Below are 20,709 nucleotides of genomic sequence, written 5' to 3' on the forward strand. Positions count from 1 at the left end.
GCCTTCGCCGTTCAGGCGTGCAGGCCGAAGACCTGGTTCTTGCGGGCGAGGTCGTCGATGTAGGCGGCGGCGACGTGGGCGAAGTTGATCGCGACTTTCGAATCGTCCTTGGTGGTCACCGATTCGACGGCGCCCGCCTTGACGAGCTGGGTGAGCCTGCCGGCCAGCTTGCCGGATTCCTCGGCGGTCAGCGCGAACAGCAGCGGCTCGCCGCCGGTCGCCAGGTGCAGGACGAGTGCGGGTTTGGGGTCGGCCATGCGTCCATCGGACCAGCGGCGATCTTGGCAGGGCAAGCGGGTTCGCTGAGGGCGGAGCAGGTGGACTACCGTTTGCCCGAGATCGGAAGAAACCGCGGGGGGAAGACGCGATGCCTCACTCGTTCTCGCTGTCGCTGGCGGCAGTCGACATCCTGCTGGAGCAGCTCGGGTTCGGCCGCGCACCGACGCCGTTCGAGGTCCCGCACGTGGGCACGACGATCGAGCAGCGCGCAATGATCCGCGACGCGGTCGTCCGCGACCTGACCGGCCGCGGCCTGTGGCACCGCGGCCGCCTCGACGCGGACGCCGAGCTGGCGCTGAGGACGTTCGCCCACGGCGGCACCACCATCAACGCGGCCGCCGAGCTGGGCGACAAGCACCTGTTCGCCCGCGTCGCCTCCGACGGCCAGTTCGCGGTGCTGGCCCGCCAGGAGGAGAACCTGATCGTGTTCGAGGAGGTCCGCCCGACGGGCATCGTCCCGGCGATCGTCGACCTGCTCCCGCTGACCCCGCCCGCCCCCGGCCAGTCGGTGACGATCTCCCGCCCGGCCCCGCAGCCCCGCCACCAGCGCCGCGACGACACGTACGACCCGTTCGCCGGCGTGAGCGGCCCGCGCTCGCAGAGTGGTGGTGGCCCCCAGCTCCGCATGATCGAGCGGGTGTTCCAGGAGCCGAAGAAGCGCATCGGCCAGTTCACGGCCCAGACCCCGGCGGCAACGCACCCCCCGCTGGCCTGGTTCGACACCCCCTCCGGCCGCTGGCTGATGTCGACAAGGGACGCGGCCGACGGCCAGCGCTGGATCACCTACGCCCCGGCCGACAACGCCCGGCTGGCCCAGCAGCTGTATGCCCAGCTCGAAGGCCAGTTCTGAGCCGTCCGGAACCACTCGTGACGCGGCTGCGTCCGAGGTGAAGATCGGTGAACGGCCGTGGCGGAGGGTGTCCGGCTAGTAGACTCCCGGGTGCACACGCACGGGTGAAGCGATTCGGGGTGGAACAGCGATGCAGATGGCTGACGGCGGGGGCGGAGGCTCGTTCGCGGACGTCATGAGCCCGTTCTCGTCGGCAAACATGGCGGCGGCGGTGAAGAGCGTCACGGCCGAAACCCAGAAGCTGATCGCGGCGGCCAAGGGCGGCGGGTTCAAGATCACTCCCGAGGGCGTGAAACCGATCCGGGACGCGCTGACCGACCTGGTCAACGACCTCGGGAACCTGCAGTACCAGAGCTTCCGGCTGGACCAGGCCCCGCAGCTCGGTGACCACCCGTACGGGCACACGGTGGCGAAGCACGACCAGAAGAGCGCCACGGAGGCGGAAGGCTCGGCGACGCAGGTCCTGCAGCAGCTCAGGGAAGTTGCCAAGCAGGCCGACGAAGCACTCGCGAGGGCTGCGGGGCTCTACAAGGAAACCGAGAACCAAGCCTTCTCCTCGCTCCAGACCAAGCAGGCCTGAGGTATGACGAAACTTCTCGTTCGTGTTGTCCTTCCGCTCGTGGCCGGCGGTGCGCTGCTGGCCGGGTGCACCAGTACCCAGACGGGGACGGCATCGCCCGCGCAGTCGCCTTCGGCCAGCGCGCCCGGCACGCCGGAAAGTTCGCCTTCGGCCTCGGGTGGTGGCGGGACGCAGTCGATCACCGATGCCTGCTCGCTGCTGAAGATGAGCGACCTGAGCAGCTACGGCGAGTTCAACCCGCCGGTGCAGGACTCCGACGCGAGCGCGCGGTCCTGCAGTTACCGGCAGAAGATCGCCTCGGCGAGTGACACCGCGAAGGTGATCGGCGTCAACATCCGCGACACCGCGTCGGTCGCGCAGGTCAACGACACCGGCGGTGGGGTCCTCGACAAGGACGTCAACGGCAGGAAGGCGAAGGAAGCACCCGGCAGCGCGTCCCTGCCGGCCTGCACGCTCGCCCTGCCGGTGGGCGACGCGTCCCGGGTGGACGTGGCACTGGTCGGTGCCGATTCCGCGGACCAGGCCTGCCAGATCGCCGAGGCGGTGGCCAAGGCCGCCGTCGAACCGCGGCTGCCGAAGGGATAGGGGGAACCCCAGATGACGACGCAGAAGACTCCGGACAAGTCACCCCAGGAAGTCCAGAACATGGCGCCCGCGGAGCGGGACGCCTACCTGCAGAAGAAGGCCGAAGAAGGCGTCGACCCCGACAACTGGCTCTTCGGCTGGGTCCAGGACTTCGTGGCGCGGGCCCAGGCCAAGAACCAGGCCGAGCAAATGGGCAAGAAGAACGTCGAGGAAGCCACGAAGGGCCGCGATGTTCAATACGTCCAGGGGCTCCACGCGCCGAACGCGGACTACAAAGGTACCGACCACGCCCAGTTGCAGGCGTTCCTCCAGAGCAACCTCAACGTCGACCAGGTTTCCGACGTTTCGACCGCGTACCACGAAATCCACAAGGTCTTCGACAAGTTCGCCCAGTCGATGACCACCGCGGTCAACGCGTCCAAGGGCACCTGGGAAGGCCCCGCGGCGGAAAACGCCCAACAATACTTCACCAGCCTCAGCAAATGGTCCGACGCCAATTCCCAGAACGCGAAACTGGCCTCGGAAACCATTTACGACCAGGGGCAGGCCGCCGCCACGGCGAAGAACTCCATGCCTGCTCCCATTCCGTTCAGCTGGAAGGACGAGTTCAAGGACTGGGTCACCTCGAACCCGTTCAGCCTTGCCGACAACGTCGACAAGTCCATCCAGAAGCAGAAGGACAGCCAGGCCGCGCACGACCAGGCCGCGAGCGTCATGGCGACCTACGACAACAACCTCTACGAGGCCGCGTCGAAGCAGCCTGCCTTTGCTCCGCCGCCCAGCTTCAGCACCGGGTCCGGCAGCGGGGACCCCAACGGCTCCGGGGACCGGAACGGCATCAGCAACCCGAACGTCAGCATGCCGACCGGGCATCCGGTCGGTACGCCGAACGGGACGAACAACGCCTTCGTGCCCGGCACCACCGGGACGCCGCAGTTCTCCGGTCCCGCTTCGACGACCGGGTCGGGGTTCGTGCCGTCCGGCACCACCACGCCGTCCAGCTTCACGCCGGGTCAGCTGCCGGGTGGGGGGACGCCGAACCCGAACCAGCAGTTCGGCGGCATGCCGCCGATGAGCCCGATGCCGATGGGCGGCATGAACTTCGGCGGCGACGAGGCCTACAACTCCAAGGTCGGCGGTGGCCGCGGTGGGGGCGGGGGCTTCGGGCCCGGTGGCTCGTCCGCGGGCAATGCGACCGGCGCAGGCGCCGCGTCGGGTGCCGCCCGGCCGGGTGGCATCGGGGCGGCCGAAGCTGCTGCCGGACGCGGGATGGGCGGGCTCGGTGCGGGTTCCGCGAGCCGCGGGGGCATGGGCGCCGGCGGTGGCCTCGGGCACGGCCAGAAGGGCGAGGGCGACGAGGACACCGAGCACTCGCGGCCGACCTACCTCGTCGAGGGAGACCCCGACGCGGTCTTCGGCACCGACATGCGCACGGCGCCGCCCGTCATCGGCGAATGAGCGAAGGGCCCCGCGGGATGCGGGGCCCTTTCTCGTGAACCTCAGTAGCGGTAGAACTTCTCCGCGCGGCCCTGCCGCACCAGCTTCAGCCACTGCAGGAACGCCTTCGGGTCGCGCTTGACGCCCACGAAGTACAGTCCGAACCGGACGATCTCCAGTGCGCCGATCTTGCGCATTCCCGGCTGGGACAACAGGTATCCGCGGTTGCGGTAGGTGTAGTAGCGCTTGACCTCGTTCTCCGGGTCCTGCGCGTGGAACTTGCCGCCCAGCATCGGCTTGAACTCGTCCGAGCCGTCCGGGTGCAGGTACTTCGTCTTCAGCGACGTGCCGAACGGCAGTCCCGAGCGGGCCAGCCGCCGGTGCAGCTCGACCTCGTCGCCGCGGAAGAACAGGCGCAGGTCCGGCACACCGACGACGTCCAAAGTGGACGCACGGAACAGCGCGCCGTTCATCAGGGACGCGATGCCGGGCAGGAAGTCCACGCCCAGCTCGGACTGCGACCGCTTCCAGGTCAGGCCGCGGCGCAGCGGGAACGCCAGCTTGTCCGGCGCGTCGATGTTCGACACCACCGGCGAGATCTCCGCCAGGCCGCGCTTCTCCGCTTCCTCCAGCAGGATCGCCAGCACGTTCTCGTCGGCCGGGCGGCCGTCGTCGTCGGCCAGCCACACCCACTCGGCACCCAGCGACAGCGCGTGCAGCATGCCGAGGGCGAACCCGCCCGCGCCGCCGAGGTTCCGGTGCGACGGCAGGTACGTGTACGGCAGCGGGTAGTTCTCGACGACCTCGCGGGCCGAGTCGTCCGGCCCGTTGTCCACGACCACCAGGTGGTCGACCGGCCGGGTCTGGGCCGCGATGACCTTCAGCGAGTCCGCCAGCAGCTCGCGCCGGTGCCGCGTGACGACCACGCCGACGACCGCGCCGTCGGGCAGCTGCCGGGTCTCGCTGGCCATCATTCCCCGCCGTTCGTCGTCGCCACCGGCTCGATGCCGAAGCGCTCCAAGGTTTCCTGGCTCATGTTCTCGAAGGGATCGCGGCCCTTGTACGCCGTGAGGACGTCCCGCAGCGAACCCTGTTGCTTGAGGTGGCCTTCGTCCATCCAGATGGCCGAATCGCACAGCTCGAACAGGAACTCGTCCGAGTGGCTGGCGAACACCAGGATGCCGGAGCGCTTGACGAGGTCCTTGAGGCGGTCGCGCGCCTTGTTGAGGAACGCCGCGTCGACCGCGCCGATGCCCTCGTCGAGGATGAGGATCTCGGGGTCGATCGAGGTGACCACGCCCAGCGCGAGCCGCACCCGCATGCCGGTCGAGTACGTCCGCAGCGGCATCTGCAGGTAGTCGCCGAGCTCGGTGAACTCCGCGATGTCGTCGACGCGCTTCTCCATCTCCTTGGCGGTCATGCCGAGGAAGAGGCCGCGGATGATGATGTTCTCGACGCCGGAGATCTCCGGGTCCATGCCGATGCCGAGGTCGAACACCGGCGCGATCTTGCCGTTGATCCGCGCGGACCCGCGGGTCGGCTCGTAGATGCCTGCCAGCAGGCGCAGCAGCGTGGACTTGCCGGCGCCGTTGTGCCCGACCAGGCCGACGCGGTCGCCTTCGCGCAGCGAGAGGGTCACGTCGTGCAGGGCTTCGATGATCGGGACCTTGGTGTCGGTGCCGATCTTGCCGCCGACCTTGCCGAGGACCTTCTTCTTCATCGACCGCGTCTTCGCGTCGAAGATCGGGAAGTCGACGAACGCGTTGTGGACGTCAATGCTGACCATGTGTCACACCCAATAGGAGACGCGGGCACGGTAGTTGCGCATCGCGACCAGCGCGAGAGCCCAACCGACGACGGTGATGGAGCCGACCACGATCCAGTTCTCCGGCGAGAACTCCTGGCCGAGCAACGGCGCGCGGATCACCTGCATGAAGTGGTAGAGCGGGTTCGCCTTGACGATCGGCAGGATCCAGGAGACACCCTCCTTGCCGCCGCCGCTCATCAGCTGGTCGACCGGCCACACGATCGGCGTCCCGTAGAACAGCAGCTGGATCAGCGAGTTGACCACCTGCGGGATGTCGCGGAAGCGGGTGGAGATGATGCCGAACAGCAGCGTCACCCAGGCGGCGTTCAGGGCCAGCACCAGGAAACCGGGGATGGCCAGCAGGATGGTCCAGCTGAGGCCGGGGTGGCAGATGTGGCCCGCGACGCACTTCCCGTCGCCGAGCAGCGAGTACTTCTGGCTGAGCGCGCCGAAGAAGATCACCAGCACGGCCACGTAGACGATCATGTTGTGGAGCAGCATCATCGTCTGCCGCCACACCGTGCGCAGCATGTACACGCTCAGCGGCGCCGGGAGCTGCTTGATCAGCCCCTCGTTCGCGATGAACGTCTCCATGCCCTCGGACAGGCAGCCACTGATGAAGCCCCAGATGATGAAGCCCGTGGAGATGTAGGGCAGGAACACCTCGACCGGCAGCTTGAACAGCTGCGAGTACAGCAGGCCGAGGCCGAGCGCGAGGACGGCCTGGCTGATGGTGATCCAGAAGGGCCCGATGACCGAGCGGCGGTACCGCTGCTTGATGTCCTGCCAGCCGAGGTGACCCCACAGCTCGCGGTTGCGGAAACCGGCCTTGATGTCGGCGAAGGCACGCGCGAACGTCTTGCTGTCCGACCCCGGCGGGGCCGGCGTCGCGGCGGGTGAGTCGGCGGCCTGAACCGTGCTGGTGGCATGCACGTGGACGAGGGTACCGATGGGATGAGCGGCGTCCGGGCCACCCCGCCCGTGTGGTAGTGGTTATGGGCCGCTACGCGGCGAGGTGTGACCTTCGTACTGGTACTTTCTCGGCTTATGACTGCTGCTCTCGGCGCGGCGAGCCTGATGGTCAACCTGCTCGCGGCCTACGCCGACCGGCCGGACCCGCGATCGGTGGCCGTGGTCGGCAACCAGCCGCTCCCGCCCGACCCCCAGCGGGCGAAGGCGATCGACGCGTGCGACCTGGTGATCCGGGTCAACGGCTTCGTCGTCGACGAACCCGGGCAGGAGATCGTCGGCCGCCGCACGCACGTCGTCGTCTTCAACCGCGCGATCCGGGCCACCAAGCACGTCTTCCAGGACTACCGGAAGCGGCTGTACCTGCTGGTCGAGCCCGGCCGGATGCACTGGGAACCGGAGGACCTGCCGGGCTGGTGGCCCGCGGACCTCGGCGCGGTCCCGGTGCCGAACCGCGAGGTCGTGCTGCCGCTGTCGGACGCGCTGGGCCTGCCGACGCGCACCGAGCCGACGTGGTCGACCACCGGCACCCTGGCGGCCTGGATCGCCCGGACGTCGTTCCCGACCGCGCAGCTGGTGCTCACCGGGTTCTCGTTCATCGACAACCCGGACCAGACCTCGTGGGAGCACGCCGCGGGCGACTCCTGCATCGTCGGCCCGGAACACCAGATCGCCGCCGAGGGGCGGCTGCTGGACTCCTGGACCAAGACCGGCGACACCACCCTCCTGCGCTGAGCGCAGCACCGACTCCCCGAAGGAAATCCCCATGGCAGTGCAGAAACTGGGCAGAGGCCTGATCGACCGGATCGTCAAGGTCATCGACTTCCGCGTCGACGACCGCACCCGCGGTCTCGCCGCGCGCGTCAACGACCTCGAGCACGCGACCGCCGACCACCGGCGACGGCTGGACAGCGCCGAGCGCAGCCTGGAGGAGGCCCGCGGCGACCTGCGCTGGGCCCGCGCCGAGCTCGACCGCCTGATCCCGCACGTCGCGGCGCAGGAAGGCAGGCTGGAGACGCTGCGCGAGTCGATCGCGCTGGTGCCGAACGCCGACCCGCCGCAGCTGGCCGAGGCCCGCACGCTGATCGAGGAGATCCAGCGCCAGCACGCGCAGATCCGCGTCCGGCTCGCGGGCATCTCCCGCTACGAGGACCGGCTCCGCCGCCTCGAGGACCGGGCCGAGCAGCCCGTCACGCAGTAGGTGCGGGCCCGCGAGGCCACCGAAGCGGACGCGGGGCTGCTGCTGGGCTGGCGCAACGACCCCCGGACGCGGCAGGCGTCGCGGTCGGCGGCCGTGGTCGCCCTGGACGAGCACCTGGCCTGGCTGCACGGCGTGCTGGCCGATCCGGACCGGCTCCTGCTCGTCGTCGAGCACGAGGACGTCCCGGTCGGCACCGTCCGGTTCGATCGGGAGGACGGCGACGCCTGGGAGGTGAGCATCACCCTGGCGCCCGCGAGCCGCGGCCGCGGGCTGTCCGGGGCGGTGCTCGCCGAGGGGGAGCGGGTGGCGCGGGAACGCCTCGGCGTGCGGGTGGTGCTGGCCGCCGTGCACCAGGACAACGCCGCTTCGGCGGCCTTGTTCGAGCGCGCCGGGTACGCCGAAGCCGCGCCTGCCGTCGGCGGCTTCCGGCAGCTGCGCAAGACTCTGGGCTGACCCGCACCCGTCCACCCCGGGGAGGCACCATGCCCGCAGACGACATCCGGATCGGCGCGCACTCGATCGGCCCCGGCCACGCGCCGTTCGTGATCGCCGAGATGTCCGGCAACCACAACGGCGACCTCGGCCGGGCGCTGGCCATCGTCGACGCGATCGCCGAGACCGGCGCGCACGCGGTCAAGCTGCAGACCTACCGGCCCGACACGATCACCATCGACGTCGACACCCCGGCGTTCCGGATCGGCGACGCGCACGAGCTGTGGGGCGGCCAGAATCTGTACAAACTGTACGAAAAGGCCCACACGCCGTGGGAGTGGCACGAGCCGCTGTTCGAGCGGGCCCGCGCCCGCGGCCTGGAGATCTTCTCCAGCCCGTTCGACCCGACCGCGGTCGAGCTGCTGGAGTCCCTCGACGCGCCGGCGTACAAGATCGCCTCCTCGGAAATCGTCGACCTGCCGCTGGTCGAGCTGTGCGCGCGCACCGGCAAGCCGCTGATCATCTCCACCGGCATGGCCAACGTCGCCGAGATCGACGCCGCGGTGCGCACCGCCCGCGAAGCGGGCAACGACCAGCTGATCGTGCTCGGCTGCACGGCGAGCTACCCGGCCTCGCCGCGTGAGAGCAACCTGCGCGGCCTGCCGCTGCTGGCCGGGCTGACGCAGTCGCTGGTCGGCCTGTCCGACCACACGCCGGGCATCGGCGCGCCGGTCGCCGCCGTCGCGCTGGGCGCGGTGGCCATCGAAAAGCACGTCACGCTGGCCCGTGCCGACGGCGGCGTCGACTCGGAGTTCTCGCTGGAGCCCGCCGAGCTGGCCGCGCTGGTCACCGAGACGCACCGGGCGTGGGAGGCACTCGGCGAGCCGGTCCTGGGCCCGCGGGAGAGCGAGAAGGAGGGCCTGCGGCTGCGGCGGTCCCTCTACGTCGTCGAGGACGTCCGCGCCGGTGACGAGGTCACCACGGCCAACGTCCGGTCGATCCGGCCCGCGGGCGGGCTGGCCCCGGCCGCGATCACCCAGGTCGTGGGGCGCACCTTCCGCGTCGACGCCGCGAAGGGCACGCCCCTGACCTGGGACCTGATCTAGGCCCCGAAGAACGCGCGCACGGCGTCGGCCACGCGGTCGACGTCGGCGTCCGTCAGCGACGGGAACAGCGGCAGCGACAGCTCCTGCGCGTAGTACGCTTCGGCGTTCGGGCACAGCCCGCGCCGGTACCCGAGGTCCTCGAACACCGGGTGCCAGTACGCCGGGATGTAGTTGACCTGGACGCCGATGCCGGCGCCCCGCAGGTGGTCGAACAGCGCCCGGCGGCGGCCGTCGAGGACCCGCAGCGGGTAGAGGTGCCACACCGGGTCGGCGCCCGGCCGGGACGGCGGCGTGGCGACGCCGTCGACGTCGGCCAGCGCCGCGTTGTAGCGGGCGTGGATCTCGGCTCGGCGCTTCTTGAACTCCGCGAGCCGCTTGAGCTGGCTGCTGCCCAGTGCGCAGAGGACGTCGGGCAGGCGGTAGTTCAGCCCGAACTCGTGCACCTCCTGGTGCCAGCCGCCTTCGTCCGGATAGCGCTGCTCGGCGCGGTCGCGGACCAGGCCGTGGTTGCGGAACTTCCGCGCCCGGTCCAGGAGGTCGTCCCGCGGGGTGACGACGGCGCCGCCTTCGGCCGTCGTGAGGTTCTTGGTCGGGAAGAACGAGAACGTCGTCAGGTCGGCGATCGACCCCACTGCCCGGCCCTGCCAGGACCCGCCGACGGAGTGCGCGGCGTCCTCCAGCAGCAGCGCGCCCGCGTCGTGGGCGACGCCGGCGAGTTCGTCCAGCTCGGCGGGCAGCCCGGCGTAGTCGACCGCGGCGACGACCTTGGTGCGCCCGGTGACCGCGGCCTTCGCCGCCGCGACCGAAAGATTCCCGGTGTCCGGTTCGACGTCGGCGAAGACCACCTTCGCGCCGTGCAGCGCGGCGGTGGCGGCGGTCGCGACGAACGTCATCGGCGAGGTGACGACCTCGTCGCCCGGCCCGATCCCGGCCGCCGCGTAGGCGACGTGCAGGGCGGCCGTTCCCGAGGTCACGGCGACCGCGGGCGTCCCGCCGGTGTGCGCCGCGAGGTCCGTCTCGAACTGCCCGACCGCGGGCCCGGTGGTCAGCCAGTCGCCGCGCAGCACGCCGACGACGGCCTCGATGTCCTCTTCGCTGATCGACTGGCGGCCGTACGGGAGGAAGTCACCCATGCTGCTCGACCAGCTCGCGCAGCTCCTCCGCGTCCAGCCAGAGGTCGTTGGTGTCCGAGCGGTAGGCGAAGCCCTCCGGCATCGGCGTGCCGCCCGCCGGCGGCTCGAAACCCCAGCCCGCGAGGTGCGGCTGGACGACGTAGCGGTCCTTGAGCTGCACGGTCCGGCGCGCGTCGTCCGGCGCGATCATCTCCTCGTGCAGCTTCTCGCCGGGCCGGATGCCGACCTCGTGCATCGGGCTGCCCGGGGCGATCGCCTGGGCGAGGTCGACCAGCCGCATGCTCGGGATCCGCGGCACGTACAGCTCACCGCCGTGCATCTGGTCGAACGAGTCGACCACGAACCGCACGGCCTGCGGGAGCGTGATCCAGAACCGGGTCATCTCCTTGTGCGTGATCGGCAGCGACTCGCCCTGCTCGGCCAGCTTCCGGAAGAACGGGATGACGCTGCCGCGCGAGCCCATGACGTTGCCGTAGCGGACCACCGAGAAGCGCGTCACGTGCGCGGCCGCGTAGTGGTTGCCGCTGATGAACATCCGGTCGGCGCACAGCTTGGTGGCGCCGTAGAGGTTGATCGGGCTGGACGCCTTGTCGGTCGACAGCGCGACGACCTTCTTGACGCCGGTGTCGATCGCCGCCTCGATCACGTTCTGCGAGCCCACGACGTTGGTCTGGACGAACTCGAACGGGTTGTACTCGCCGGTGTCGACCTGCTTGAGCGCGGCGGCGTGCACGACGTAGTCGACGCCGTGCATGGCGCGCTCCAGACGGCGGCGGTCGCGGATGTCGCCGATGAACCAGCGCAGCCGCGGGTCGTCGCCGAACAGCTGCCGCGTTTCGTACTGCTTGAGCTCGTCGCGGGAGAGCACGACCAGGCGGCTCGGGTTCAGCTCGGCCAGCGCGTGCGCGATGAACGCCTTGCCGAAGGAACCGGTCCCGCCGGTGAGCAGGATGCTGGAGCCATCCAGCTCGGACATCGTTGACCTCCGCGTTTCGGGGTAAGTGCCGTCGGCCATCATGTCACCCATGCGTGGAGCGCCCGGTGTCAACGCCGTCATCCAGGCCCGGTCGTCGTCGACCCGGCTGCCGGGCAAGGTGCTGCGCCCGCTCGCCGGCCGCAGCGTGCTGGGCTGGGTCGTCCGGGCCGCGGCGGCCGCGCCGGGCGTCGACGAAGTCGTGGTCGCGACGTCTTCGGACCCCTCGGACGACGCCGTCGCCGCCGAAGCCGCCCGCTGCGGCGCGGCGGTGGTCCGCGGCCCGCTCGACGACGTCCTCGGCCGGTTCGCGGTCGCGCTGCGCGAGCACCCCGCCGACGCCGTGATCAGGCTCACCGCCGACTGCCCGCTGCTGGACCCGGCGCTGATCGGCCAGCTCGCGGCGCTGTGGCGGGCCCAGCCGTCGCTGGACTACGTGAGCACGACGCTGGTCCGGACCCTGCCGCGCGGCTTCGACGCCGAGCTGGTGCGCGCTGCCGTGCTCCAGGAGCAGGTCGCGACCGCCACCGGAGCGGACCGCGAGCACGTCACCTCGGGCATCTACACACAGCCGTCGCGCTATGCGTGCACCGGCGTCGTCGTCAGCCCGGCGGCCGGCGACCTGCGCGTGACGCTGGACACCGCGGAGGACTGGGACCTGCTTTCGGCGATCGTGGCCGAGCTGGGCGACGGTGTCGCCGACTGGCGGGCGGTGGTCGCGCTGCTGCGGTCGCGCCCGGACCTGGTCGCGCTGAACGCGCACGTCGAGCAGAAGAAAGTCGCCCGGTGAAGCTGCTGCTGCGCGCGGACGCGTCGGCGGCCATCGGCGCCGGGCACATCGCGCGGGTGGTCGCCTACGCCGAGCGGGCGGTCGCCCGCGGCTGGCCGGTGACGTTCTCGGGCAGCGTCGAGAACGCGGAGTGGCTGGCCGCGCGGTTCGACGAGCTGGGCGTCTCCCGCCTGGCGCCGGAGTCGCCGCTCGGGGAGGGCTTCGACGCGGTCGTCGTCGACCACTACGGCCTCGGTGACGTCCGCAAGGAGGTCAACGCGGCCGGCGCGGCGCTCGTCTCGATCGAGGACGACGTCTTCGGCCGCCGCCCGGCCGACATCGTCGTCGACTCGGGCTTCGCCCCCGGGCCGCGGCCTGACGACGGCTCCGACGTCCTGCTGCGCGGAGTCGCGTACGCGCCGCTTCGCGACGTTGTGCTGCGTACGCGCGAGCGTCGTGCGCCTGGCGGCTCGCCTCCGCACGTCACTGTGGTCCTGGGCGGCGGAGCCGAGTGGGCCACGACGGTGGCGTTGCTGCTTCGCGCGCTTCGCGACACTGAACTGCCGTTCGTGGCGGACGCCCTGGTGCGGGGTGAACCGGCGCTGCCGGAGCTGCGGCCCGGCCAGACGATCCGGCTCTCCGCGCCGAGCCCGGCGCTGCTGGACATCCTGGCGACGACCGACGTCGCCGTGAGCGCGTCCGGCGTGACGTTCGTGGAGCTGTGCTGCCTCGGCGTCCCGACGGCGGCGGTGCAGCTGGTGGACAACCAGGAGCCGGGCTACCGCGCGGCACTCGGCCTGGGACTGGCGGCCGGTCTCGGCCCCGCGGACACGCTGGCGGACCGGCTGCCTGAGGTGACCGCCACGCTGCGCTCGCTGCTGTCCGACGCCTCGCTGCGCCGGTCGCTGTCGGGCACGGCGTCGTCCGTTGTGGACGGACGCGGCGTCGACCGGGTGCTGGATTGCCTGGAATCGAGGACCGGAGCTGTCCGCGACGGCTTCTAGCGTCGAGGAATGACATCCACCCCGTTCCGCATCGACGTTCCCCAGTCCGACCTCGACGACCTCCGCACGCGGCTGGCGAACACCCGCTGGCCCGACCAGCCGGAGGACACAGGCTGGCGGCTGGGCGCGCCGGTCGGCTACGTGCGTGAGCTGGCCGAGTACTGGCGCACGGGCTTCGACTGGCGGGCGCAGGAGGAGCGGATCAACGCGTTCCCCCAGTTCACGACGACGATCGACGGCACGAACGTGCACTTCCTCCACGTGGTGTCCCCGGAGCCGGAGGCACCGCCGGTGCTGCTGATGCACGGCTGGCCGGGATCGATCGTGGAGTTCCTCGACGTGATCGGCCCCCTGACGGACCCCCGCGCGTACGGCGGCGACCCGGCGTCGGCGCTGACCGTGGTGGTCCCGTCCCTCCCCGGCTACGGCTTTTCGGGCCCCACCCCGACGCCGGACTGGGGCCCGGACCGCATCGCGCGAGCGTTCGCGGCACTGATGACCGACCTCGGCTACGAGCAGTTCGGCGCCCACGGCGGCGACTGGGGCGCGATGATCGCGCGCGAGCTGGCGGTCCAGTTCCCCGAGCGCCTGCTCGGCATCCACGTGACGATGCTGGCGTCGGCGGTCCCCCGGACGCCGGCGGACCTCGAAGGCCTGTCGGGCGCAGAGCTGGCCGCGGGGCAGCGGGCGCTGGAGAAGGGCCAGGCGTTCTCGGTCTCGGGAACGGGCTACGCGATGATCCAGTCGACCAAGCCGCAAACGCTTGCGTACGGCCTGCACGACTCCCCGGCAGGCCAGCTGGCCTGGATAGCGGAGAAGTTCCGCTCGTTCTCGAACACAACAGAGGACCTGATCGACCGCGACGACCTCCTGGCGGACGTGTCGATCTACTGGTTCACCGGGACGGCGAACTCCTCAGCCCGCCTGTACGCGGCCCTGACAACGGGCTGGGGCGCGCCTGTGCCCCTGAACCCGGTCCCGACGGGCGTCGCGGTCTTCCCGGACGACATCGGCCTGCCGATCCGGACTCTGGGGGAGCGGACGGACAAGATCATCCGCTGGACGGAGTTCCCCCGCGGCGGTCACTTCCCGGCACTGGAGGAACCGGACGCGCTGATCGGTGACCTGAGGGCGTTCTTCACTGAGCTTGGGTGCATCCGCGCCGGTCACACCAGTCGCGAGGAGTCTCGGTAGTCCCACCAGCAACGCGCCCCTGACCGGAGCCGCCGCTGAACGAGTCGTGCGTGGTGCGACCACCCGGTCACCGGCTTGGCTCGGCGGAGAATTTCACAGGTCCTGAATGACTCATTCAAGACACCAAGAAGCCCGACCAGCGGCCCCAATCCGCGGGAAGCGACCTCGCGGAGCCGAACTGACCCGAGCCGAGGATCAAGCGGCCCGCGCAACTCCATGGCAGGGTCCCGGCAACTCTCGTGAACCGGCCGATCCACGCCCGGTCACTTGACGGCGCCTTCGGGAGGTAACCCGGGCGACTTGAATGAGTCATTCAGGGCGTCCGACGAGGTGAATGAGTCATTCACGGCACCACAGCGGCGCCACGACCCGACCCCCGGCCGGTCGCTGCCGGGGCCGGACTTGCGCAGCGACACCGCGGCCCCCGCCCTTCCCTTGGCAGGGTTCCGGCAAAGTCGCTGTGCCGTGGGGTGACCGGACGTCATGAACGAGTCGTTCATGACGTCTGACGACAGGAAAGAGTCGTTCATGTCATGGAGCCGCAGGCTTGCCGGGTCCGGCGTCCGGGCCTGCTGGCTCACGCTGCGCTGAGCCGAGGGGGCAGCAGGCCCCGAAGCGGCCCCCGCCCTTCCCTTGGGGGGCGTGCCCAGCTCCAGCCTACCGCCACCCCAGGACAAAACCGGCCGAAAGCGAGTTGTCCACAAGGGTTGTCCACAATCCCCATGGTCTGTGGACAACCCCGTGGCCGCCGTCAGAGGTACTGGCCCGTCCCCGAAATCCCCGGCCCGTGGTCCGGCCCGTGACCGTGCCCGCCGGCCCCCGATGGGCCCGCCGGCAATCCGCGCCTCATCTGCTCCAGCTGGACGCGGGCCGCCATCTGCTGGGCGAACAGGGCCGTCTGGATTCCGCTGAACAGGCCCTCGAGCCAGCCCACCAGCTGGGCCTGGGCGATTCGCAGCTCCGCGTCCGACGGGGTCGAGTCGTCGGTGAACGGGCGGACCAGGCGCTCCAGCTCGTCCTGCAGCTCCGGGGCCAGCGCCTTCTCCAGCTCGCGGATCGACGTCTGGTGGATCTCGCGGACCCGCGTGCGGGACGCGTCGTCCAGCGGGGCCGCGCGGACCTCCTCCAGGAGCTGCTTGATCATCGTGCCGATCCGCATCACCTTCGCCGGCTCTTCGACGAGGTCGCCCACCGACTCCGGGTGGTCGTCGCCGTCGGGGGGAGGCAGCTTGGCCGTGCCCACCGGTGTGCCGTCCGGTCCGACGACCACCACGTGGGGTGAAGATTCCTGGCCCGGGTCACCCGCTGTGAAGTTCGGCTCGGTCATGTGCTCCATCCTGGCTTGCGTTTCGCCACGCTCCGCGACACCCACGGGGTGTCCGTCTCCGAGCGTAGCGGCTTCCGGGGTTCCCGGTGGCTCTCCACCCAACCCCGGACGCGCGGCGAAACCGCACGTCCGTACGGTGTCCCCATGGCGTTCGACGTCGCTCGTATCCGTGGGCTCTTTCCCGCGCTGGGTGACGGCTGGATTCACTTCGACGGCGCCGCCGGAATGCTGGTCCCGGAACAGGTCGCTTCGGCCGTTTCCACGGCGATGCGCGCCCCGGTGTCCGGGCCGGGCGGAGCGTTTCCGGCCTCCCAGCGCGCGGAAAGCATCGTGACCGCGGCCCGCCGGGCCGTGGCCGACCTGGTCGGGGCCGACCCGGCCGCCGTCGTGCTCGGGCCGAGCGCGCCGGTCATGCTGCGCCGGCTCGTCGACGCGCTCGCCGAACGCTGGACGATCGGCGACGAAGTCGTCGTGTCGCGGCTCGACGAGCAGGCCAACCTCGCGCCGTGGCAGCGTGCCGCGAAGCGGGTCGGCGCCGTCGTGCGCTGGGGCGAGATCGACATCGAGACGTGCGAGCTGCCCGCGTGGCAGTACGAGCAGCTCGTGACGGCGCGCACGAAGGCCGTCGCGGTCACGCTCGCGTCCGGTTCGGTCGGCACCCGGCCGGACGTGCCGACGATCATCGAGTTCGCCAAGCGGGTCGGCGCGCTCGTCGTCGTCGACGCCACCTACGCCGCGCCCTTCCTGCCGCTGGACATCAACGCACTCGGCGCCGACGTCATGGTCGTGTCGGCACAGGCGTGGGGCGGCCCGTCGGTGGGCGCGCTGGTGTTCCGCGACCCCGAGCTGATCGAGCGGATCCCGTCCACGTCGCTCGACCCGATGGCCCGCGGCGCCGCGCGCCTGGAACTCGGCCCGCACGCCTACCCGCTGCTGGCCGGGCTGATCGCGTCGATCGACTACCTCGCCGGTCTCGACGACGCCGCCACCGGATCCCGCCGCGAGCGCCTGGTCACCTCGCTCGGGTCGGCGAAGTCCTACCACGCCGGGCTGCTGGCCCAGCTGTCCACGGAACTGCTGTCGCTGCGGCACATCATGGTCATCGGCAACGCCATGCGCCGGATTCCCGCGCTCGCCTTCGCCGTCGCCGGCAAGAAGGCGCCCGAGGTCGCCGAATACCTGGCAACTCAGGGGTTGTGCGCCTTCGCCGACGACGGCACGAGCGGCGTCTTCGCGTCACTGGGTGTCGGAGAAGTGGGCGGCGCCGTGCGGATCGGGCTCGCCCACTACTCCAACGTCTTCGAAATCAACCAGCTCGTGCGAGTCCTCGAAGAACTCCGTTAGCTCCGCCTTCCTCCCCGCCGCCACCCTCAACGGAGGCGCTTCGCGCCGCTGTTATGACTTCGCGGCCAGCAGCACCTTGCCGAACACGCTGCCCTCCTCCAGGGCCCGGTGCGCGGCCGCGGCTTCGGCCATCGGCACGACCTGGCCGACGATCGGCTTGACCGAACCCTGCTCGACCAGCGGCCACAGCCGCTCGCGGACGTCGGCGACGATCGCCGCCTTCTGCTCCGGCGGGCGGAAGCGCAGGCCCGCCGCGAACACGCTCGCCCGTTTGCCGAGCAATGCCCCGACGTTCAGCTCGCCCTTGACCCCGCCCTGCATGCCGACGATGACCAGCCTGCCGTCCTGCCGCAGCGCGTCCAGGTTGCGGCCCAGGTAGGACGCGCCCATGTTGTCGAGGATGACGTCGGCGCCGCCGGTCTCCTGGCGGAGCACCTCGACGAAGTCCTGGTCCTTGTAGTTGATCGTGAGGTCGGCGCCGAGCTGGCGGCAGCTTTCGAGCCGGTCCGCCGAGCCCGCGGTGACGGCGACCGTCGCGCCGAGCGCCTTGCCGACCTGGATGGCGTGCGTGCCGACCCCGCCCGCACCGCCGTGGACCAGCAGGACCTCGCCCTCGGCGAGCTTCGCGTGCATCACGACGTTGGACCAGACCGTGCAGGCCACCTCGGGCAGCCCGGCCGCCGCGAGCAGGTCCACCTCGCCCGGCACCGGCAGCAGCTGCCCGGCCGGGACGACGACCTTCTCCGCGTAGCCGCCGCCGGAAAGCAGCGCGCACACCTCGTCGCCGACGTTCCAGCCTTCGACGCCTTCGCCGAGTTCGGCGATCGTGCCGGAACATTCGAGACCGAGGATTTCGCTGGCGCCGGGCGGCGGCGGGTAGTGGCCCTGGCGCTGCAGCAGATCCGCGCGATTCACCGCGCTCGCCGCGACTTCCAGCAGCACTTCGCCGGGGCCGGGACGCGGATCCGCGACCTCCGCCCACTCGAGAACGTCCGGGTCACCTGGTTCACGGATGGTGATCGCGTACATGTGTCGACTGTATACCGCCGGGTGAAGGTCCCGCCGAATGACGCATTGACGTCCTTCGCAAAGCGAACAAAGGTGAGCAACCATGTCACTCTTCCGAACCAGGTTCCTCCCGCCGGCGGCCTTGGCCGCCTGCGCGACGCTGACACTCGGCCTCACCCCGGCCGCGGCAGCGGACACCCTCCCGGACGGCCCCGCACTGGCGAAGCAGCTCGTCAAGAAGGTCGACGTCAACGGCGTCAACCGGCACCTCGTCGCCCTGCAGCGGATCGCCGACACCCAAGGCGGCACCCGGGCGGCGAGCACCGAAGGGCACAAGCGGTCCGCCGAGTACATCGCGACCAAGCTCGAAGCGGCCGGGTTCCAGGTGACCCGGCAGGAGTTCCCGTTCACCTACTCCGAGACCCTCGCGCAGAAGCTGACCGCGGGCGGGGCGAACGTCCCGATCATCGCCATGGAGTACACCGTCTCGACGCCGGTCGGCGGCATCACCGCGCCGCTCGCCGTGGTCGCGGTCGACGCCACCAGCGGCTGCGAGGCCACCGACTACACCGCCGACGTCGCGGGCAAGATCGCGCTGATCAAGCGCGGCGGCTGCTCGTTCGCGCAGAAGCAGCAGACCGCCGCGGCCGCGGGCGCGGTCGGCGCGATCGTCTACAACAACACCGACGGCGATCTGAACGGGACACTGGGGGACCCGGCGAACGCGAAGATCCCGACCGGCGGCGTGACGGCGGCCGCGGGGGCGCAGCTGGCCACGCTCGGCGGGCAGAACGTCACCCTGGAGCTGCGTGCCTTCCAGGAGGCGCGGACCAGCTACAACGTCATCGCCGAGACCAAGACCGGGCGCAAGGACAACGTGGTGATGCTGGGGGCGCACCTCGACAGCGTCCCGGCCGGGCCCGGCATCAACGACAACGGCACCGGCTCCGCCGCGCTGCTGGAGACGGCGCTGCAGCTGGGGAGCAGCCCGAAGGCCAACAACGCCGTCCGCTTCGGCTTCTGGAGCGCGGAGGAGTTCGGCCTGATCGGCTCCACCTACTACGTCGACCAGCTCAGCTTCGAGCAGCAGCTGGACATCGCGCTGTACCTGAACTTCGACATGATCGGCTCGCCGAACGCCGGCTACTTCGCCTACGACGGCGACAACTCCGACGGCGTCGGCGCGGGCGCCGGCCCGTACGGCTCGGCGCAGATCGAGAAGACCTTCGTCGACTTCATGCAGGCCGCGAAGGGCGTTTCGGTGGAGGGCACCGACTTCACCGGCCGTTCGGACTACGGCGAGTTCATCGCCGTCGGCATCCCGGCAGGCGGGCTCGACACCGGCGCCGAGGTGCTGAAGACCGCGGCGCAGGCGGCGAAGTGGGGCGGCACGGCGGGCGTCGCGTTCGACCCGTGCTACCACCAGGCCTGCGACAACCTCGGCAACATCGACCGGGTCGCGCTGGAGCGCAACTCCGACGGCGTCGCCTGGGCACTCGGCGTCTACGCGACGAGCACCGAGAGCATCAACGGCGTCAAGCCCGGCCAGGCCGCGGCGAAGTCGCTGACCGCGCAGAAGCGTTCGGCCCAGCGGTCCCTCACGGCGCACGCCGTGTCCGGTGACCCGCACGCGTTGACCGCCTGATGACACGAGAGGGGGCCGTCCCAGCCGGGACGGCCCCCTCTCCGTGTCTCAGCCCAGGTTGTTGGTGCCGAACGTGTCGCAGCGGGCGGGCTCGCCGGTCTGGAACCCGGTGGTGAACCACTTCTTGCGCTGCGCGGACGTGCCGTGCGTGAACTTCGACCGGTCGACCTGGCCGCCGCCGAGCTTCTCCTGGATGTAGTCGTCGCCGATGCGGGACGCGGTGTCCAGCGCCGAGGCGACGTCGTCCTGGGTGACGTCGGTGATCAGCGGCTTGCCGGACTCGGTCGGCGTCGTCGAGGCGTGGTTGGCCCAGACACCGGCGTAGCAGTCGGCCTGCAGTTCCAGGCGCACCGAGCCGGACGTCGGGCCGGTGCCGGTGCCCTTGCGGGACGTGCCGAGCAGGTTCTGCACGTGGTGGCCGTACTCGTGGGCGAGCACGTAGGCCTCGGTGAAGAGGCCGCCCTGCGCGCCGAAGCGGGTCTTCAGCTCGTCGAAGAAGGAAAGGTCGATGTAGACGTCGGAGTCGGCAGGGCAGTAGAACGGGCCGGTGTCGGAGGTGGCGCTGCCGCAGCCGGTGCGCACGCCGCCGTTGAAGAACTTCGTCGGCGCGGGCCGGTAGGTCGAGCCGGAGCGCGCGAACTGCTGCTTCCAGTAGTCCTGCACGGAGTTGACGATCGCGACGATGGCGCAGTCGTGGTTCTTGTTGGCGTCCGCGCCGGTCTTGCACTCGCTTTCGAGCCGGGAGTTGTCGATCTGCTGGCCGGAGCCGACGCTGCCGAGCCCGCCGCCCAGTGCGCTGCCGCTGCCGCCGCCGATGCTGACCCCGCCGAGCTGGGACAGCACGAAGTAGATGATCAGGCCGACGACGCCGAGCCCACCGCCGCCGAGCGCCACGCGGCCGCCGATCCCGCCGCCGCCTCCACCGCTTCCGCGCAGGTCCTGGACTTCGGAGGTGTCCAGTCCGGCGTCGTCGTCGAATCTCACCCGCCAAATAGTAGTGAGCCTGGGCACGGTCGTCGCGCTGACGCCGTACCCAGGCTTGTACCGAGGTTATGTCTTTCGTCGA

22 protein-coding genes are annotated in these 20,709 nt (G+C 70.6%); 13 read left to right on the forward strand and 9 right to left on the reverse strand.

Annotation, left to right across the window (positions count from 1 at the left end):
* Nucleotides 1–11: 11 nt before the first annotated feature.
* Nucleotides 12–257: a hypothetical protein gene (locus ABJI51_RS20690; protein WP_348952774.1), complete on the reverse strand. Its 246-nt coding sequence runs from the start codon at nt 255–257 to the stop codon at nt 12–14.
* A 110-nt stretch (nt 258–367) separates the two neighbouring features.
* On the opposite strand from ABJI51_RS20690, the gene ABJI51_RS20695 reads away from it, so the two are divergent.
* From ABJI51_RS20695 to ABJI51_RS20710, 4 genes are all read left to right on the forward strand, one after another.
* Nucleotides 368–1,129 carry an ESX secretion-associated protein EspG gene (locus ABJI51_RS20695; protein ID WP_348952776.1) on the forward strand — a complete coding sequence of 254 codons (762 nt, stop codon included), beginning with the start codon at nt 368–370 and terminating at the stop codon, nt 1,127–1,129.
* Between the two features lie 130 nt (nt 1,130–1,259).
* A complete protein-coding gene (locus ABJI51_RS20700; RefSeq protein WP_348952778.1) occupies nt 1,260–1,709 on the forward strand; it encodes a hypothetical protein in 450 nt (149 codons plus the stop codon).
* Nucleotides 1,710–1,712: 3 nt separating this feature from the next.
* Nucleotides 1,713–2,294, forward strand: a complete 582-nt coding sequence (locus tag ABJI51_RS20705; RefSeq protein ID WP_348952780.1) for a DUF3558 family protein — start codon at nt 1,713–1,715, stop codon at nt 2,292–2,294.
* Between the two features lie 12 nt (nt 2,295–2,306).
* Entirely contained in the window at nt 2,307–3,752 is a 1,446-nt protein-coding gene (locus ABJI51_RS20710) for a hypothetical protein (protein ID WP_348952782.1), read from the forward strand.
* 41 nt (nt 3,753–3,793) lie between these two features.
* Here ABJI51_RS20710 and glfT1 read toward each other — a convergent pair whose 3' ends face one another.
* Genes glfT1 through wzm form a run of 3 tightly spaced genes read right to left on the reverse strand, consistent with a single transcriptional unit; the run spans nt 3,794 to nt 6,471 of the window.
* Entirely contained in the window at nt 3,794–4,702 is a 909-nt protein-coding gene (glfT1, locus tag ABJI51_RS20715) for a galactofuranosyltransferase GlfT1 (RefSeq protein ID WP_348952784.1), read from the reverse strand.
* Nucleotides 4,702–5,517, reverse strand: coding sequence for a galactan export ABC transporter ATP-binding subunit Wzt/RfbE (wzt, locus tag ABJI51_RS20720; RefSeq protein WP_348952786.1), 816 nt, complete (start codon nt 5,515–5,517; stop codon nt 4,702–4,704). Before wzt ends, glfT1 begins: the two co-directional genes overlap by 1 nt.
* Before the next feature lie 3 nt (nt 5,518–5,520).
* Nucleotides 5,521–6,471, reverse strand: coding sequence for a galactan export ABC transporter permease subunit Wzm/RfbD (wzm, locus tag ABJI51_RS20725; RefSeq protein WP_348952788.1), 951 nt, complete (start codon nt 6,469–6,471; stop codon nt 5,521–5,523).
* Between the two features lie 144 nt (nt 6,472–6,615).
* On the opposite strand from wzm, the gene ABJI51_RS20730 reads away from it, so the two are divergent.
* From ABJI51_RS20730 to pseI, 4 genes are read left to right on the forward strand one after another with little or no spacing between them, the layout of a single operon-like run.
* On the forward strand, nt 6,616–7,242 hold the full coding sequence (locus ABJI51_RS20730; RefSeq protein ID WP_348953044.1) for a hypothetical protein: 627 nt from the start codon (nt 6,616–6,618) through the stop codon (nt 7,240–7,242).
* Nucleotides 7,243–7,273: 31 nt separating this feature from the next.
* On the forward strand, nt 7,274–7,708 hold the full coding sequence (locus ABJI51_RS20735; RefSeq protein ID WP_348952790.1) for a hypothetical protein: 435 nt from the start codon (nt 7,274–7,276) through the stop codon (nt 7,706–7,708).
* On the forward strand, nt 7,709–8,161 hold the full coding sequence (locus ABJI51_RS20740; RefSeq protein ID WP_348952792.1) for a GNAT family N-acetyltransferase: 453 nt from the start codon (nt 7,709–7,711) through the stop codon (nt 8,159–8,161).
* Nucleotides 8,162–8,190: 29 nt separating this feature from the next.
* Entirely contained in the window at nt 8,191–9,246 is a 1,056-nt protein-coding gene (gene pseI / locus ABJI51_RS20745) for a pseudaminic acid synthase (protein ID WP_348952794.1), read from the forward strand.
* Here pseI and ABJI51_RS20750 read toward each other — a convergent pair.
* Together ABJI51_RS20750 and pseB are read right to left on the reverse strand one after the other, a co-directional pair.
* Nucleotides 9,243–10,379, reverse strand: coding sequence for a DegT/DnrJ/EryC1/StrS family aminotransferase (locus ABJI51_RS20750; RefSeq protein WP_348952796.1), 1,137 nt, complete (start codon nt 10,377–10,379; stop codon nt 9,243–9,245). The genes pseI and ABJI51_RS20750 overlap by 4 nt on opposite strands.
* Entirely contained in the window at nt 10,372–11,355 is a 984-nt protein-coding gene (pseB, locus tag ABJI51_RS20755) for a UDP-N-acetylglucosamine 4,6-dehydratase (inverting) (protein WP_348952798.1), read from the reverse strand. Before pseB ends, ABJI51_RS20750 begins: the two co-directional genes overlap by 8 nt.
* 40 nt (nt 11,356–11,395) lie before the next feature.
* On the opposite strand from pseB, the gene ABJI51_RS20760 reads away from it, so the two are divergent.
* From ABJI51_RS20760 to ABJI51_RS20770, 3 genes are read left to right on the forward strand one after another with little or no spacing between them, the layout of a single operon-like run.
* A complete protein-coding gene (locus tag ABJI51_RS20760; protein ID WP_348952800.1) occupies nt 11,396–12,142 on the forward strand; it encodes a cytidylyltransferase domain-containing protein in 747 nt (248 codons plus the stop codon).
* Nucleotides 12,139–13,125 carry a spore coat protein gene (locus ABJI51_RS20765; protein ID WP_348952802.1) on the forward strand — a complete coding sequence of 329 codons (987 nt, stop codon included), beginning with the start codon at nt 12,139–12,141 and terminating at the stop codon, nt 13,123–13,125. The genes ABJI51_RS20760 and ABJI51_RS20765 overlap by 4 nt, the downstream gene beginning before the upstream one ends.
* A gap of 9 nt (nt 13,126–13,134) precedes the next feature.
* Complete coding sequence (locus tag ABJI51_RS20770) at nt 13,135–14,319, forward strand: epoxide hydrolase family protein (RefSeq protein ID WP_348952804.1); 1,185 nt, start codon at nt 13,135–13,137, stop codon at nt 14,317–14,319.
* A gap of 751 nt (nt 14,320–15,070) precedes the next feature.
* On the opposite strand, the gene ABJI51_RS20775 is transcribed toward ABJI51_RS20770, so the two are convergent.
* Complete coding sequence (locus tag ABJI51_RS20775) at nt 15,071–15,655, reverse strand: bacterial proteasome activator family protein (RefSeq protein ID WP_348952806.1); 585 nt, start codon at nt 15,653–15,655, stop codon at nt 15,071–15,073.
* 135 nt (nt 15,656–15,790) lie between these two features.
* On the opposite strand from ABJI51_RS20775, the gene ABJI51_RS20780 reads away from it, so the two are divergent.
* Complete coding sequence (locus ABJI51_RS20780; RefSeq protein WP_348952808.1) at nt 15,791–16,990, forward strand: cysteine desulfurase-like protein; 1,200 nt, start codon at nt 15,791–15,793, stop codon at nt 16,988–16,990.
* A 51-nt stretch (nt 16,991–17,041) separates the two neighbouring features.
* Here ABJI51_RS20780 and ABJI51_RS20785 read toward each other — a convergent pair whose 3' ends face one another.
* A complete protein-coding gene (locus tag ABJI51_RS20785) occupies nt 17,042–18,019 on the reverse strand; it encodes an NAD(P)H-quinone oxidoreductase (RefSeq protein WP_348952810.1) in 978 nt (325 codons plus the stop codon).
* Between the two features lie 82 nt (nt 18,020–18,101).
* Here ABJI51_RS20785 and ABJI51_RS20790 point away from each other — a divergent pair, with 82 nt between their 5' ends.
* A complete protein-coding gene (locus ABJI51_RS20790) occupies nt 18,102–19,643 on the forward strand; it encodes a M28 family metallopeptidase (protein WP_348952812.1) in 1,542 nt (513 codons plus the stop codon).
* A gap of 48 nt (nt 19,644–19,691) precedes the next feature.
* Here the strand turns inward: ABJI51_RS20790 and ypfJ are convergent, their stop codons facing one another.
* On the reverse strand, nt 19,692–20,627 hold the full coding sequence (gene ypfJ / locus ABJI51_RS20795) for a KPN_02809 family neutral zinc metallopeptidase (protein ID WP_348952814.1): 936 nt from the start codon (nt 20,625–20,627) through the stop codon (nt 19,692–19,694).
* Between the last annotated feature and the right edge of the window lie 82 nt (nt 20,628–20,709).

Source organism: Amycolatopsis melonis (genome assembly GCF_040064235.1).
Classification (GTDB): Bacteria; Actinomycetota; Actinomycetes; order Mycobacteriales; family Pseudonocardiaceae; genus Amycolatopsis; species Amycolatopsis melonis.